Here is a 15,023-nt window from a genome sequence, read left to right as displayed (position 1 = left end):
CGACCTGGTTGAATCCAGGGACAGGGGCGCCCGACCCAGGGGCGCGGACGGGTCAGCGGTTGCGGGGAGAGCATGGACAACGGGAAGCCGAACTGGTGGAGCCGGCCGTCGAGCACACCGGAGGCGGCGCGCATACCCACGCCGCCGCCCGCCGACGAGGGCGACGGTGACTTCCCCCTGCCCGCACCCCGGTCCGCTCCGGGGCGGACCCCGGAGCCCCCGGCGACCGCGCCGGTGGACGAGCCGGGCCCGCCGGCCGGGGCCGGTCCCGTGCCCGAGGCTCCCGCCGCCGAGCCGCCCGGCGCCTCGCCCGCGCCGGTCATCGAGACCGCGCCCGCCGCCGGGCCGGCCGTGCCCGAGCCCGCGCCCGCCGTCGAGCTGACGAAGTCCGTGCCCGCGCCGGAGGCCGCTCCCGTGGCGGCCCCCGCGCCGGTCGGCGCGCCCGCACCGCAGCCCCTGCACACGCCCGACGAGTACCGCACGCCGCCCTACGGCGAGCCGGGACCGTGGGCGCCCGCACCGCCCGTGCAGCGTCCGCCCGGCTCCGTACCCCCGCAGGCGCACCACCAGCCGCCGCACCAGCCGTCGCACCCGCCGCAGGCCCAGCCGCAGGCCCAGCCGCAGGCCCAGCCGCAGGGCGGGGCCGCCCCCTGGGTGCAGTACGACCCCTGGGGCGCCGCCGGGACCGGCGTCCCCCCGGTGACCGCGAAGAAGTCCCGGAAGGGGCTCGCGATCGCGGGCGCACTCGTCTTCGCCCTGATCACGGGCGTCATCGGCGGCGGGATCGGCGCGTACGTCGAGCGGAACGGCGGGCTCACCACCGTCGAGCTGCCGCAGGCCGAGGCCGGCGACACCGGCCGCGCGCCCGACAGCGTCGCCGGGATCGCCGCCAGCGCGCTGCCGGGCGTGGTCACCCTGCACGTCACGGGCAACGGATCCTCCGGCACCGGGACCGGCTTCGTGCTGGACACCAAGGGCCACATCCTCACCAACAACCACGTCGTCGACGGCGCCTCGTCCTCCGGGGACATCTCGGTGACGTTCTCCAGCGGCGAGACGGCCCGCGCCAAGCTCATCGGCAAGGACACCGGCTACGACCTGGCCGTCGTCCAGGTCACCGGCGTCTCCGGCCTCAAGGCGCTCCCGCTCGGCAACTCCGACGACGTCCGCGTCGGCGACCCCGTCGTCGCCATCGGCGCCCCGTTCGACCTCTCCAACACCGTCACCTCCGGGATCATCAGCGCCAAGGAGCGCCCGATCACCGCCGGCGGCGAGAAGGGCGACGGCAGCGACATCAGCTACGTCGACGCCCTCCAGACCGACGCCCCCATCAACCCCGGCAACTCCGGCGGCCCGCTGCTCGACTCCAAGGCCCGGGTCATCGGCATCAACAGCGCGATCCGCGCCGCCGGCGGCTCCGGCGAGGGCGAGGGCGCCGGCGCGAGCCAGCCCGGCTCCATCGGCCTCGGCTTCGCCATACCGATCAACCAGGGCAAGCGCGTCGCCGAGGAGCTCATCAACACCGGCAAGGCGACCCACCCCGTCATCGGTGTGAGCCTCGACATGCAGTTCAACGGCGACGGCGCCCGCGTCGGCGAGAAGGGCAAGGACGGCTCCGCCTCCGTCACCGCCGGCGGCCCCGCGGCCAAGGCGGGACTCCGGCCCGGGGACGTCATCACCAAGGTCGACGGCCAGCGCGTGCACAACGGCGAGGAGCTCATCGTCAAGATCCGCGCCCACCGCCCCGGGGACAGGCTGGAGCTCACGCTGACCCGGAACGGCAAAGAGCTGACAAAGACGTTGACGCTCGGGTCCTCCCAGGGCACCTGAGCGCCATGTGGCGGACGCCGGGAGGTACCCGTCCGGCAGTTTCGGCGGGTACCGTGGACCGGGCCCTGGACCGGCGTGAAGGAGCTACTAGGTGTTCAGCGACATAGGCGCACTCGAGCTGGTGACGCTCGTCGTCCTCGCCGTGCTGGTCTTCGGGCCGGAGAAGCTCCCGAAGGTGATCCAGGACGTCTCCCGCTTCGTCCGCAAGATCCGCGAGTTCTCCGACAGCGCGAAGGAGGACATCCGCAGCGAGCTGGGACCGGAGTTCAAGGACTTCGAGTTCGAGGACCTCAACCCCAAGACGTTCCTCCGCAAGCAGCTGGAGGGCAACGAGGACCTCAAGGAGCTCAAGGAGCTGCGCGGGACCTTCGACCTCAAGAAGGAGATGAACGAGGTCGCCGACGCCGTGCACGGCCGGGAGACCACGCCCGCGCCCGCGTCCGCCCCGGCCGCGGTCAACGGCTCCCCGGACCTGCTGAAGAAGCAGGACAAGCCGGACACCCCCGAGCGTCCTCCGTACGACTCCGACGCCACCTGACGACGGCCTGTCACCGACCCGCTGCTCCCCGGTGGCTATCCTCCCTCTGTTGACGGAACGAGGAGGCGGCCGAGATGAAGACGACGAGTCGGGTGGAAGCCGATGGCTTTCTGCGCGCACCCTTCGCCTGGTACGGGCTGGACGAGGCGTTCACCGGTCCTCGCCGGCTGATGCAGATCGGCACGGCGGCGGACGGCACCGTCCAGCACGGTTCGACGGGCCACGGTGACGAGCCGTCGATAAGGTCCGAGGCCGGCGCGGAGAAGGAGCGCTTCGCCGTCGTCGTGACGGTCGCGGCGAACCCCGTGCGCCGCACCGGGGATGGGACCGGCGTCCTCGACGCCACGACGGTCTCCTCCGCCGCCTGGCTGGCCGGCTCCGGGCTCCTCGCCCACACCTGGCCCGCCTCGCTCGACCACGCGCTGCGGGACCACTGGCTGGACCAGCAGACGGAGACGGCCTTCGAGCTCGCCGACGACCTCGAAGGACCGGCCTGGTCGGCCCTGTCGCTGCCGGTGGACGGCGTGCCGGTGCCGTTCCACTACCGGGAGTCCGAGTTCGGCTGGGTCCTGGCCGGCTCCGCCGGGGACGTGCACATCGGGGCGTACGGGCGGGGGATGAGCGCGTACGGGCTCGGGTTCGCGCAGGTGAAGGACCTCGGCGCGTACGGCGCCTAGGAAGGCCGTGCACGGCTCCACTAGCCGTGGACGGCGCCTGGAAGCCGCGTACGGGCCTGGAGACACGGAAGGGGGGCCCCCCCCCGGGGGGGCCGGCGCCCGGCGTCTCCAAACCTGTTGGGGGGGGGGGTGGCCACGGTCGTGCCCGGCTCGCCCCGGAGCCCGCCCCCCAGCGGTGGCGCGCGCGCGCGGAGGGCCGCGCCCGCCGGGGAGTCCGGGTCGGAGAGCACGACCGGCCTGCCGTCGTCGCCGCCCTCCCGGAGCCGCACGTCGATCGGGATCGAGCCGAGGACCGGGACCGTCGCGCCCGTGGTCTGCGTCAGACCGTCCGCGACCTTCTGGCCGCCGCCCGTGCCGAAGACGTCGACGATCTCGTCGCAGTGCGGGCACGGCAGGCCCGCCATGTTCTCGACGACGCCGACGATCTTCTGGTGGGTCTGGACCGCGATCGAGCCGGCCCGCTCGGCGACCTCGGCCGCCGCCTGCTGCGGGGTGGTGACGACCAGGATCTCCGCGTTCGGCACGAGCTGCGCCACCGAGATCGCGATGTCGCCGGTGCCCGGGGGCAGGTCGAGCAGGAGGACGTCCAGGTCACCCCAGTACACGTCCGCGAGGAACTGCTGGAGCGCGCGGTGCAGCATCGGGCCGCGCCACACCACCGGCGCGTTGCCCGGGGTGAACATGCCGATGGAGATGACCTTCACGCCGTTCGCCGACGGCGGCATGATCATGTTCTCGACCTGGGTCGGACGGCCGTCCGCGCCCAGCATCCGCGGCACGCTGTGACCGTAGATGTCGGCGTCGACGACACCGACCTTCAGGCCGTCGGCGGCCATCGCCGCGGCCAGGTTCACGGTCACGGAGGACTTGCCGACGCCGCCCTTGCCGGAGGCCACCGCGTACACCCGGGTCAGCGAGCCCGGCTTCGCGAACGGGACCTCGCGCTCGGCGCTCGTGCCCCGCAGCGCCGCCGCCAGCTCCTTGCGCTGCTCGTCGCTCATCACGTCCAGCGAGACGTCGACACCGGTGACGCCCTCGACCCGGGAGACGGCCTCGGTCACGCGCTGCGTGATGGTGTCGCGCATCGGGCAGCCGGAGACGGTCAGGTAGACCGTGACGGCCACCTTGCCGTCCGGTTCGATCTCCACCGACTTGACCATGCCGAGCTCAGTGATCGGCTTGTTGATCTCAGGGTCGTTCACCGTCGCCAGTGCTTCGAGCACCGCGTCTTCCGTAGCCATACCGACGATGGTACGGCGCCGACCACCGGCCCATGAAAGGGCTGTCAACGGTCGGGTACGTCACTTCCCCGGTCGCCGCCGGACGGGAATAGATCCCGGCGCTCCTCCAGCTCCTTGATCAGGTCCTGGAGCTCCGAGCGGATCCAGTCGCGGGTCGCGACCTCGCCGAGGCCCATCCGCAGCGCCGCGATCTCCCGGGTCAGGTACTCGGTGTCCGCGATCGACCGCTCGTTCTGCTTCCGGTCCTGTTCGAGGTTGACCCGGTCCCGGTCGTCCTGCCGGTTCTGGGCGAGCAGGATCAGCGGCGCCGCGTACGAGGCCTGGAGGGACAGCGCGAGCGTCAGGAAGATGAAGGGGTACTCGTCGAACCTCAGCGACGCGGGCGCGAAGACGTTCCATCCGATCCAGACGACGACGGTCAGCGTCATCCAGACCAGGAAGCGCCCCGTCCCCAGGAAGCGCGCGATCCGCTCCGAGAGCCGGCCGAAGGCCTCGGGGTCGTACTCCGGCAGCAGCCGGGACCGCCGCTCGCGCGGCAGGTCGAGCCGGATCCGGGGCACGGACCGCTCGCGCTCCCGGTCCTGCGTGCGCTCAGCGGCCATGCCGCGCCCCCTCCTCGTGGAACTCGGTCTCCCGCCAGTCGTCCGGCAGCAGGTGGTCCAGCACGTCGTCGACGGTGACCGCGCCGAGCAGCGAGCCGCTCTCGTCCACCACCGGCGCGGCGACCATGTTGTACGCGGCGAGGTAGCTGGTGACCGCCGGCAGCGGGGTGTCCGGGCCGAGGGGCGGCAGATCGCTGTCCACGATCGAGCTGACCAGGGTGAACGGCGGGTCGCGCAGCAGCCGCTGGAAGTGCACCGTCCCCAGGTACTTGCCGGTGGGCGTCTCGTCCGGCGGCCGGCACACGTACACCTGCGCGGCGAGCGCCGGCGACAGGTCCTGCTGGCGGACCCGGGCGAGGGCGTCCGCGACGGTGGCGTCCGGACGCAGCACGATCGGCTCGGTCGTCATCAGACCGCCCGCCGTGCGCTCCTCGTACGCCAGGAGGCGGCGCACGTCGGCCGCGTCGTCCGGCTGCATCAGGGTCAGCAGCCGCTCCTGGTCCTCCTCGGGCAGCTCGGACAGCAGGTCGGCGGCGTCGTCCGGGTCCATCGCCTCCAGGACGTCGGCGGCCCGCTCCTCCTTCAGCTTCCCGAGGATCTCGACCTGGTCGTCCTCCGGCAGCTCCTCCAGGACGTCGGCGAGCCGGTCGTCGTCGAGGGCGGCGGCGACCTCGACGCGCCGCTTGGGGGAGAGGTGGTGCAGGGCGTTGGCGAGGTCGGCGGGCCGGAGCTTCTCGAAGGTCGCCAGCAGGCTCTCGGCGCCCTGCCCGTGCTCCTCCAGGGAGAAGCCGGTGACGGCCGACCACTCGACCGTCAGCGTCTCGCCCCTGCGGCTCAGCACCCCGCCCTTGCCCTTGCGGACGAAGACCTTGTCGATCTCCCAGTCGCGGCGGGCGGGCAGCTGCTGGATGGCGACGTCGAGGACGGTGACCTCCTCGCCCGACTCGACCAGGGTCACGCGCCGGTCGAGGAGCTCGCCGAGGACGAGCCGCTCGGTGGGGCGCCGCTCGAAGCGCCGCATGTTGACGACGCCGGTGGTGATGACCTGGCCGGAGGCGACTCCGGTGATCCGGGTCATGGGGACGAAGACCCGGCGGCGGCTCAGCACCTCCACGACCATGCCGAGCAGCCGGGGCGGCCTGCGGCCGACGCGGAGCATGGCGACGAGGTCGCTGACCCGGCCGACCTGGTCGCCGACGGGGTCGAAGACGGGGACACCGGCGAGATGGGAGACGAAGATCCGGGGGGCGCCTGCCGCCATGCCACGCGCCTCCTCGGTGCCGCACGATTCGAGTCGCCGATGCGAGTCGTCACGGAACTCTGCCGGTGATCGCAGAGCCGTGCCGGGTTCAGGCTAGCCCGTGCCGTTCCGTACCGCCCCGGCAGCACCTCCGTACGGCTGCCTGCGGGGCCCTTCACCTGTCCCGGGTACGCTGCGGTCTGCCGTTCCCCCCTTCGGCCCCGGCACCGGACCCGGCCCTTCCGCCCGGCCCGGACGCGGCCACCCCTCGGCATCCCCCACGGGCCCCGCCCGTCGCCCCCCCATGACACGAGAGGCAGCGCAGATGGCCGTTCGCACCCCGTCATCGCGTATCCGCAGGGCGGTCACGCCCCTGGCGCTCTGCGCCGGACTGACCGTGGGAATCACGGCCTGCGCCGCGGACCCGGACGAGGGGACGAACGGGGTGGGGAGACTCTCCGCACCCGAGATCGAGCAGAAGGCACAGACCACGGCCGACGCGGCGAAGTCCGTACGCCTCTCCGGCACCCTGGTCAGCAAGGGCGGCACCTTCAAGCTCAACATGCGCCTCAAGCAGGACGGTGCCACCGGCTCGGTGACGACGAAGAACAGCACCTTCGAGCTGCTGCGGGTCGGCGACGCGCTCTACCTGAAGGCCGACGCCGGCTTCTGGGCCCACGATGACAAGGCGACCCACGCGCCCACGGAGGCCGACACCGAGGCCGCCGACACGCTCGACGACAAGTACGTGAAGGTCCCGCAGGGCGACCCCTCGTACAAGCAGCTGCGCGGCTTCACCGACATGGGCTCCCTCCTCGACGGGCTGATCGGCCTGCACGGCGAGAAGGTCAAGGGCGACCGGAGCCAGATCGGCGGCGTCCGCACGATCAAGGTCAAGGGCGGCGCCGACGGCGAGGGCGGCACCCTGGACGTCTCCCTGGACGGCGAGCCCTACCCCGTGCAGTTCGCGCGGGGCGGCGGAGGGGGCGTCCTGGTGCTCTCGGAGTGGGGCAGGGACTTCCCGCTCACGGAGCCGTCCAAGGAGGAGACCCTCGACTACGGCAAGCAGCTGCCGCGCACCTAGGGGATGTCGTGTCGACCGGGCCGGCCCGGCCCGTCGACACGGCAGGCGCTAGCGGCGCTTCTTCCGGAACAGCAGCTTCGGCAGCGCCGCCGGGACCGGGCGGCGGGTGTTCGCCGCCGTCGGCAGCGGGACGGCCGCCAGGGAGCCGTCCGGCAGCTCCGTGGTCGAGGACCGGGGATCGAGCCGCACCACCCGGCACTCGCGCGCCCAGCGCTCCGGCACGGCCTCGCCGTCCGGGGCGTTGAGCCGCTTGCCCTTCAGCTCGGCGACCGCCGCGTCCCACTCCTCCGTACCGGGGGCGAGTTCGCGGACGGCGGCGGTCCAGGCGACGAGCCGGCCGCCCTTGTCCTTGCTGCGGACGGTCACCTCGGCCGTACCGCCGTCGACCAGACCCGGCAGCGGCTGCTCGCCGGGGCCGTCGCCGACGACGTGCGCGGCGCCGTCGTGCCAGACGTGCCAGAGCGCGCGGGCGGGTCCGGTGCCGCGCACCCACACCAGGCCGGACTTCTTGGTGGCCTCCTCGACGAGGGCGGACCCGAGCAGCTCTTCTGTCATGGCGCGAAGCCTAGCGGGCGGGTTCCTACAGCCAGCCGTTGCGCTTGAGCGTGCGGTGGATGGTGAAGCAGACCGCGATGATGCCGGTGAGCACCATCGGGTAGCCGTACTTCCAGTGCAGCTCCGGCATGTGGTCGAAGTTCATGCCGTACACGCCGCAGACCGCCGTCGGGACGGCGACGATCGCCGCCCACGAGGTGATCTTGCGCATGTCCTCGTTCTGCGCGACCGTCGCCTGCGCCAGGTTGGCCTGGAGGATCGAGTTGAGCAGCTCGTCGAAGCCGACGACCTGCTCCTGGACCCGGGCGAGGTGGTCGGCGACGTCCCGGAAGTACTTCTGGATGTCGGGGTCGACGAGCCGCATCGGCCGCTCGCTGAGCAGCTGCATCGGACGGAGCAGCGGCGTGACGGCCCGCTTGAACTCCAGTACCTCGCGCTTCAGCTGGTAGATCCGGCCGGTGTCCGTGCCGCGCGTGGAGCCCTTCGCGGCGGGCGAGAAGACGTCGATCTCCAGCTGGTCGATGTCCAGCTCGACGGCGTCGGCGACCGCGATGTAGCCGTCGACGACGTGGTCGGCGATGGCGTGCAGGACGGCCGAGGGGCCCTTGGCGAGGAGCTCCGGCTCGCCCTGCAGGCGGTGGCGCAGGTTGCGCAGCGAGCCCTGGCCGCCGTGCCGGACGGTGATGACGAAATCGGGGCCGGTGAAGCACATGACCTCGCCGGTCTCGACGACCTCGCTGGTCGCGGTGAGTTCGGCGTGCTCGACGTAGTGGATGGTCTTGAAGACGGTGAAGAGGGTGTCGTCGTACCGCTCCAGCTTGGGCCGCTGGTGGGCGTGGACGGCGTCCTCGACGGCGAGCGGGTGCAGCCCGAACTCGGCTGCGATACCGGCGAATTCGGCCTCGGTCGGCTCGTGGAGGCCGATCCAGGCGAAGCCGCCGCTCTCCCGTACCTGGCGCATCGCGCCGCGCGGCGTGAGGCACTCGCGGTCGTCGATCCGCCGCCCGTCGCGGTAGACGGCGCAGTCGACCACGGCGCTGGAGGCCGAGTGGTCGCGGGTGGGGTCGTACGCGGTGTACGTGGTGGGGGTCTTGCGCAGGGACTGCCGCAGGCTCGGGCGGACGGCGGCGGTGAGGTCACGGATCATCGACATGGGCGTGCTCCTTCACGGATCGGCCGTCGGCGAGCGTGGCACAGCCCGGAATGAGGACGGGGAGGTACGTCGTCCACAAAGCGGGCGGCACCGAGGGATCGCGGTGACGGCGGTCGCTACAGACAGGGAAAGGCGAAGATGCTCTTCCGTCGAGCGAGAGGCCGGAGCGGCGGGTCCGTGCCGGACCCGGACGTCACCGGAGAGAGCGCACCGGGCGGGGGTGCGGAGCGGCGGAAGAGCGGCTGGTACTGCCCGATCGACTTCGGTCCATCGCAGTCCCACCTCCTCCGGCCGGTCCCCTGTCGGGGATGACGTGTGACGAGCAGTCGGGAATCCCGACCAGTGGCCAACACTATCAGCCGACAGAGGGTCAATCCCTTACTTTGCCCGTTCCATACGCGATCTATGCTCCCCGCATGGGAGAAGTTCTTGCACTGGTCGAGGCCCGGCTGCGGACGGCACTCGGCGAACCGGACGCGCGGGCCGCGGTGACCTTCCTGGGCACGGACCGGATCGAGGTGCTGCGCTTCGTCGACGGCGACCTCGTGCGGTACGCGACCCTCGGGATGTCCGCGCAGCCGATGGCCGATCCGACCTCCGCGCTCGCCGACCCGGTCAAGGGCCCGCGCGCGGAGCTCGTCCTCACCGTACGGGCCGGGCTCGCCGACACCGACAAGGTGCTGCGCCCGCTCGCGGTCCTCGCGGCCACCCCGCAGGTCGAGGGCGTGATCGTGGCCCCCGGCGCCTCGCTCGACGTCGGCGACCCGCTCTGGCCGGGCGCCGCCTTCAGCTCGGTGCTGGTCGCGGAGCCGGGCGGCCTGGTGGAGGACCTGGAGCTCGACGCGCCGATGGACCCGGTCCGCTTCCTGCCGCTGCTGCCGATGACGTCGAACGAGGCGGCGTGGAAGCGCGTGCACGGCGCCCAGCCCCTGGAGGAGCGCTGGCTGGCCCGGGGGACGGACCTGCGCGATCCGCTGCGCCGGTCCGTGGATCTGGACTGAGCCGGGCCGGACCGGTCCGCGAGCGCGCGGATGCCCGGCCGGCTGCCCTGGGTGAAGGTCCGGGCCGGACGGGTGATCGTGTGTGGCCGTCCTTGACGCGGGGCGGAAGAGCTAGGACCGTTGAGCCCTATGAGGGGCGAACCCAGTTGTCCGAAGTGCGGTGGCCGGGTCAGGGCGCCCGGTCTCTTCGCCGACTCCTGGCAGTGTGACGTGCACGGCTCGGTGCACCCGCTCCAGCCCGTGATCCCGCCCAGCGTCGAGGGCCTCGGGGTCGTGGTGCACCGGTCCCACGTCCCCGTCTGGATGCCGTGGCCCCTGCCCGTCGGCTGGCTCTTCACCGGAGTCGCCTACGCCGGGGACGACCGCAGCGGCGGGCGCGCCACGGCCGTCGCCTGCTCCGGGCCCGGCCCGCTCGGCGGGATCGGCGAGCTGCTCCTGGTCGCCGAGGAGCTCGGCGTCGGACTCGGCGCGCGGTACGCCGGCATCGACGGCCTCGATCCCGGCTCCGGCATGGCCATCGACAAGCCGCCCCAGGCGAAGGTCCTCGCCGCCGGCCGGCCCACCCCGCTCTGGCACGTCACCGGCGCCCCGCAGGACCGCGCGGTCTTCGCGGGCGAGGCGCGCGGCCTCTGGCTGTGGGCGATCGTCTGGCCCGAGCAGTCCGGCCTCCTGATGTACGACGAGCTGGTCCTCACGGACCTGCGCGACGCGGGCGCCGAGGTCGATCTGCTGCCCTGCGGCGCGCTCACCCCGAGGCTGCTCGGCTAGGGGGTGTCGTGACGTTCCGTACGGGCGTGTTCGATTCGCCCGTTATGCTGGAGCGTCCCCTTTCCGTGCCGAGCCCCTGGAGTACCGCGTCGTGCGCATCGACCTGCACACCCACTCCACGGCCTCCGACGGTACGGACTCCCCGGCCGAGCTCGTCCGGAACGCGGCCGCGGCCGGTCTCGACGTCGTCGCGCTGACGGACCACGACACCACCCGCGGCCACGCCGAGGCGATCGCCGCCCTGCCCGCGGGGATGACCCTCGTCACCGGGGCCGAGCTCTCCTGCCGGATGGACGGCGTCGGGCTGCACATGCTCGCGTACCTCTTCGACCCGGAGGAGCCGGCGCTCCTCGCCGAGCGCGAACTCGTCCGCGACGACCGGGTGCCGCGCGCCCGCGGCATGGTCGCCAAGCTCCAGGAGCTCGGCGTCCCCGTCACCTGGGACCAGGTCGCCCGGATCGCCGGCGACGGCTCCGTCGGCCGTCCGCACATCGCCGAGGCCCTCGTCGAGCTCGGGGTCGTACGGGACGTGTCCGGCGCGTTCACGCCCGAGTGGCTCGCCGACGGCGGCCGGGCGTACGTCGAGAAGCACGAGCTGGACGCGGTCGACGCGATCCGCCTCGTGAAGGCGGCCGGCGGCGTCACCGTCTTCGCGCACCCGCTCGCCGTCAAGCGCGGCCAGGTGCTCTCCGAGGCCTCGATGGCCCGGCTCGCCGAGGCCGGTCTCGACGGCGTCGAGGTCGACCACATGGACCACGACGAGGCGACGCGCGCCCGGCTGCGCGGACTCGCGAAGGAGCTCGGTCTGCTGACCACGGGTTCCAGCGACTACCACGGCAGCCGCAAGACCTGTCGCCCCGGCGAGTACACCACCGACCCCGAGATCTACGGCGAGATCACCCGCCGTGCGGCGGGTGCCTTCCCGGTCCCCGGCGCCGGGGGAGCGTTCTAGCCCCTCCGGGCCCCTTCCCGCCGCCCTCGTGCCGGCGGCAGGCCGTCGTGCCCGCCGTCCGGGACGGTGCGGCGCGTGCGCCCGCGCCCTTCCCTTCGCACGCCGCCCGTACGGCTCCCCCGCCGTGCGCGGGGCGGCGTTCCTCCTGCCCCGACGGCGGAATCCCGCATTCCGTCCCGTAGGGGCACACCCCACCGTTCCACCTCTCCCGCAAGGCACCCCACCGTGTTCGACGTCGCCGTCTTCGGCTCGCTGTTCCTCACCCTCTTCGTGATCATGGACCCTCCCGGGATCACGCCGATCTTCCTCGCCCTCACCTCCGGCCGCCCGGCCAAGGTGCAGCGCCGGATGGCCTGGCAGGCCGTCGCCGTCGCCTTCGGCGTCATCACCGTCTTCGGTCTCCTGGGCCAGCAGATCCTGGACTACCTGCACGTCTCCGTCCCCGCGCTGATGATCGCGGGCGGTCTCCTGCTGCTGCTCATCGCGCTCGACCTGCTGACCGGCAAGACCGACGAGCCCAAGCAGACCAAGGACGTCAACGTCGCCCTCGTCCCGCTCGGCATGCCGCTGCTGGCCGGGCCGGGCGCGATCGTCTCGGTCATCCTCGCCGTGCAGAACGCCGACAGCGTGGCCTCGCAGGTCTCCGTCTGGACCGCCATCGCCGCCATGCACGTCGTGCTCTGGCTGACCATGCGGTACTCGCTGCTGATCATCCGCGTCATCAAGGACGGCGGCGTCGTCCTGGTGACCCGGCTCGCCGGCATGATGCTCTCCGCCATCGCGGTGCAGCAGATCATCAACGGCGTCACCCAGGTGATCCAGAACTCCTGACGCCCCGCGGGAACCACTGCGCCCCCGTACGGATTCCGCTTCTGCGAAGTCCGTGCGGGGGCGCGGTGCGTGGTGTGGAACCCGGCCTGCTACGAGGCCGAGGTCTCGGCGGGGCGGATCCAGATGCGCTGGCCGATCGAGGCGGCCTGCTGCACGATCCGATTGACGGAGGCGGCGTCCACGACGGTCCGGTCGACGGGCGTACCGTCGATGTCGTCGAGGCGCAGGATTTCGAAGCGCACAGGCTTCTCCCTTCGTCTGAGTTGATCCTCCTGATGGAGAACTGCGTTACATACGGGTCCAACGACGTGCACCCTGCAAACATTCCTTACGCTAAGGAAAATTTTCGGATGTCTAACTACCAGCGGGTAGGAGGGTGTGGCGGACGGACCCGGAGCGGCGGAGAATGAGCCCCGTATGAACGACGCAGACACCCCCCACGTGACCGAGACCGACACCCGACTGCGCGCCTTGGACGCCCGCCTGGAGCGCACCAACGAGCTCCTCCAGCGGATGCTGGCCGAGGTGGCCAAGACCCCGTCCACCCACGCCATCTTCGTCGACGCGGGTTACGTCCATGCTGCGGCCGGGTTGCTTGTGGCGGGCACCGAGGACCGGCGCTCCTTCGACCTCGACGCGGAGGGCCTCATCGAGGCCTTCATCGACAAGGCCCGCACGATCTTCGCGGACAGCAGACTCCTCCGCGTCTACTGGTACGACGGGGCCCGCCGCCGGATCCACACCCCCGAGCAGCAGGCCATCGCCGAGCTCCCCGACGTCAAGGTCCGCCTCGGCAACCTCAACGCCAACAACCAGCAGAAGGGCGTCGACTCCCTCATCCGCACCGACCTGGAGTCCCTCGCCCGCCACCGGGCCATCAGCGACGCCGCCCTCGTCGGCGGCGACGAGGACCTCGTCTCGGCCGTCGAGGCCGCCCAGGGCTACGGGGCCCGCGTCCACCTCTGGGGCATCGAGGCCGCCGAGGGGCGCAACCAGGCCGAGGCGCTGCTCTGGGAGGTCGACAGCCAGCGCACCTTCGAGCTCGACTTCTGCCGCCCCTACGTCACGCGCCGCCCCGTCACCACCTACGAGAACGAGGGCGAGCCGCCGCCCTCCCGCGAAGAGGTGCGCTTCGTCGGCGCCCAGATCGCCGCGACCTGGCTCGGCGAACGCGGCAGGGACCGGCTCGCCGAACTCCTGCCGGGCGCCCCCTACCTGCCCGGACCGGTCGACCAGGACCTGCTCGTCGAGGCCGAGCGCCTCCTCAGCCGCTCACTGCGCGGCCACGCCTCGCTCCGGCGGGCGCTGCGCGACGGCTTCTGGCAGCACCTCAAGGCGCAGTACTGACCTCGGCGGGGGAGTCCGCCCGCTGCCAGAAACCGGTGAGGCGGTCCGCCAGCTCCTGCGGATGCGACACATTGGGGGAGTGGCCGGCGCCCGCCACCACCGTGCGGTGCGCCCCGGTCCGGGCGGCCGCCACCGCGAGGTCCGCGGGCGCCCAGACCATCTCGTCCGAGCCGTACGCGACGTGCAGCGGCAGGCGCAGCGCGGCCAGCTGCTCCGTACCGTCCTGACGGTCCAGCAGCAGCCGCCCGGCGCCCGAGAGTTGGGCGATCCGGGTGCGCATCCAGCGGCGCCGCAGGAAACCCGCCAGCTCCGGTGCGTCCGCCGTGTCGGGCTCCTCGCCCCGGCTGTCCAGCCAGCACATCGCCTGCCACACCCGCTCCTTCGGCAGCACCGCGAGCGAGACGCGCAGCACCCGGATCCGGATCCGCTGCGGGCGGGCGACCCGGCCGGGCCCCGAGGAGAGCAGGGTGAGCGAGCGGAACGCGGCGGGTGCGAGCGCGGCCGCCGCGCGCGCCACGAGGCCCCCGAAGGAATGGCCGACCAGGTGCACCGGGCCGTCGCCGAGGGCCGCGGACTGCGCCACCGCGTCGAGCGCGAGCGCCCGGCGGCGGTAGGCGGCCCGGCCCCGGGGGCCCGGCGTCTCGTTCTGGCCGCGCCCGTCCACGGCGACCGCCCGGTACCCGGCCGCGCTCAGCGGGCCGAGCAGCGCGAGGAAGTCCTCCTTGCTGCCGGTGTACCCGGGCAGCAGCAGCACCGTGCCCCGCCGCTCGCCCGCGGGCTCCGCGTCCAGCACGGCGAACGGCCCGCGCGCGGTCTCCAGCCGCCGGGCACGGGTGCGGGGCGGCAGCGCGAGGGAACGGGGCTTGCTCATACGTGGACTGTAGCCCCGCCACCAGGGGCCCGCGCCCCGCGGTTGTGGGCCTTCGCCCCGCCCCGTTGTGGGCTGCGCCCCGCCGTTGTGGGCAGGCGTTCCGCAAGGGGCGGAACGGGTGGGCACAACGGAACGGCGCCCTTGCCGGCGCCAGAGGCTGTGGTGTCTGAACCCGCACCGCCGGTGACGGCACCTAGTGGTGCGGGCCAGGGCGCGGAACGCGGAGGCGCCGCTGAAGGGCGCCGTCCCGTGTGCCCACCCGTCCCTCCCCCAAGGACTTCGTCCAGGGGGGACCCCCAAGCGGGACGATTGCCCACACGGGCGTGGGCGAAG

General features: G+C 72.8%; 15 protein-coding genes and 1 pseudogene. 9 read left to right on the top strand and 7 right to left on the bottom strand.

Going from position 1 to position 15,023, the window contains the following annotated elements:
* The first annotated feature begins 72 nt into the window (after nucleotides 1–72).
* The 3 genes from ACFV2S_RS36805 (at nucleotide 73) to ACFV2S_RS36795 (ending at nucleotide 3,045) form a co-directional block, all read left to right on the top strand.
* Nucleotides 73–1,830, top strand: a complete 1,758-nt coding sequence (locus tag ACFV2S_RS36805; RefSeq protein ID WP_385570325.1) for a trypsin-like peptidase domain-containing protein — start codon at nucleotides 73–75, stop codon at nucleotides 1,828–1,830.
* Nucleotides 1,831–1,921: 91 nt separating this feature from the next.
* Complete coding sequence (locus ACFV2S_RS36800; protein ID WP_383795888.1) at nucleotides 1,922–2,368, top strand: sec-independent translocase; 447 nt, start codon at nucleotides 1,922–1,924, stop codon at nucleotides 2,366–2,368.
* Nucleotides 2,369–2,442: 74 nt separating this feature from the next.
* The gene (locus ACFV2S_RS36795) at nucleotides 2,443–3,045 is read left to right on the top strand and encodes a hypothetical protein (protein WP_385570320.1); all 603 of its coding nucleotides are present in this window, start codon (nucleotides 2,443–2,445) and stop codon (nucleotides 3,043–3,045) included.
* A gap of 110 nt (nucleotides 3,046–3,155) precedes the next feature.
* Here ACFV2S_RS36795 and ACFV2S_RS36790 read toward each other — a convergent pair.
* From ACFV2S_RS36790 to ACFV2S_RS36780, 3 genes and pseudogenes are all read right to left on the bottom strand, one after another.
* Nucleotides 3,156–4,286, bottom strand: a pseudogene (locus ACFV2S_RS36790) (Mrp/NBP35 family ATP-binding protein); the annotation flags it as partial.
* A 44-nt stretch (nucleotides 4,287–4,330) separates the two neighbouring features.
* Entirely contained in the window at nucleotides 4,331–4,888 is a 558-nt protein-coding gene (locus ACFV2S_RS36785; protein WP_383792133.1) for a DUF1003 domain-containing protein, read from the bottom strand.
* Nucleotides 4,878–6,149 (bottom strand): magnesium transporter MgtE N-terminal domain-containing protein, encoded by a 1,272-nt coding sequence (locus tag ACFV2S_RS36780; protein ID WP_383792130.1) that lies wholly within the window; start codon nucleotides 6,147–6,149, stop codon nucleotides 4,878–4,880. Before ACFV2S_RS36780 ends, ACFV2S_RS36785 begins: the two co-directional genes overlap by 11 nt.
* A 304-nt stretch (nucleotides 6,150–6,453) precedes the next feature.
* Here ACFV2S_RS36780 and ACFV2S_RS36775 point away from each other — a divergent pair, with 304 nt between their 5' ends.
* Nucleotides 6,454–7,212, top strand: coding sequence for a hypothetical protein (locus ACFV2S_RS36775; protein ID WP_385570314.1), 759 nt, complete (start codon nucleotides 6,454–6,456; stop codon nucleotides 7,210–7,212).
* Nucleotides 7,213–7,260: 48 nt separating this feature from the next.
* Here the strand turns inward: ACFV2S_RS36775 and ACFV2S_RS36770 are convergent, their stop codons facing one another.
* Nucleotides 7,261–7,767 carry a hypothetical protein gene (locus ACFV2S_RS36770; RefSeq protein WP_385570311.1) on the bottom strand — a complete coding sequence of 169 codons (507 nt, stop codon included), beginning with the start codon at nucleotides 7,765–7,767 and terminating at the stop codon, nucleotides 7,261–7,263.
* Between the two features lie 25 nt (nucleotides 7,768–7,792).
* Nucleotides 7,793–8,920 (bottom strand): magnesium and cobalt transport protein CorA, encoded by a 1,128-nt coding sequence (locus tag ACFV2S_RS36765; protein WP_383792122.1) that lies wholly within the window; start codon nucleotides 8,918–8,920, stop codon nucleotides 7,793–7,795.
* A 416-nt stretch (nucleotides 8,921–9,336) separates the two neighbouring features.
* Between ACFV2S_RS36765 and ACFV2S_RS36760 the strand changes: the two genes are divergently transcribed.
* From ACFV2S_RS36760 to ACFV2S_RS36745, 4 genes are all read left to right on the top strand, one after another.
* Nucleotides 9,337–9,921 (top strand): suppressor of fused domain protein, encoded by a 585-nt coding sequence (locus tag ACFV2S_RS36760; protein ID WP_385570305.1) that lies wholly within the window; start codon nucleotides 9,337–9,339, stop codon nucleotides 9,919–9,921.
* 129 nt (nucleotides 9,922–10,050) lie between these two features.
* The gene (locus tag ACFV2S_RS36755) at nucleotides 10,051–10,689 is read left to right on the top strand and encodes a DUF6758 family protein (RefSeq protein ID WP_041131110.1); all 639 of its coding nucleotides are present in this window, start codon (nucleotides 10,051–10,053) and stop codon (nucleotides 10,687–10,689) included.
* Nucleotides 10,690–10,780: 91 nt separating this feature from the next.
* A complete protein-coding gene (locus ACFV2S_RS36750; protein ID WP_383792115.1) occupies nucleotides 10,781–11,641 on the top strand; it encodes a PHP domain-containing protein in 861 nt (286 codons plus the stop codon).
* Nucleotides 11,642–11,866: 225 nt separating this feature from the next.
* On the top strand, nucleotides 11,867–12,472 hold the full coding sequence (locus tag ACFV2S_RS36745) for a MarC family protein (RefSeq protein ID WP_383792112.1): 606 nt from the start codon (nucleotides 11,867–11,869) through the stop codon (nucleotides 12,470–12,472).
* A gap of 89 nt (nucleotides 12,473–12,561) precedes the next feature.
* On the opposite strand, the gene ACFV2S_RS36740 is transcribed toward ACFV2S_RS36745, so the two are convergent.
* Nucleotides 12,562–12,714 (bottom strand): hypothetical protein, encoded by a 153-nt coding sequence (locus ACFV2S_RS36740; RefSeq protein ID WP_086024648.1) that lies wholly within the window; start codon nucleotides 12,712–12,714, stop codon nucleotides 12,562–12,564.
* Between the two features lie 175 nt (nucleotides 12,715–12,889).
* On the opposite strand from ACFV2S_RS36740, the gene ACFV2S_RS36735 reads away from it, so the two are divergent.
* Complete coding sequence (locus ACFV2S_RS36735) at nucleotides 12,890–13,819, top strand: NYN domain-containing protein (RefSeq protein ID WP_385570296.1); 930 nt, start codon at nucleotides 12,890–12,892, stop codon at nucleotides 13,817–13,819.
* On the opposite strand, the gene ACFV2S_RS36730 is transcribed toward ACFV2S_RS36735, so the two are convergent.
* Complete coding sequence (locus tag ACFV2S_RS36730; protein ID WP_385570293.1) at nucleotides 13,803–14,690, bottom strand: alpha/beta fold hydrolase; 888 nt, start codon at nucleotides 14,688–14,690, stop codon at nucleotides 13,803–13,805. The genes ACFV2S_RS36735 and ACFV2S_RS36730 overlap by 17 nt on opposite strands.
* Between the last annotated feature and the right edge of the window lie 333 nt (nucleotides 14,691–15,023).

The organism is Streptomyces sp. NPDC059695, from assembly GCF_042733785.1.
Classification (GTDB): domain Bacteria; phylum Actinomycetota; class Actinomycetes; order Streptomycetales; family Streptomycetaceae; genus Streptomyces.
The sequence above is the reverse complement of the archived record's forward strand: the minus strand, read 5'-3'. Positions and strand labels throughout refer to the sequence as shown.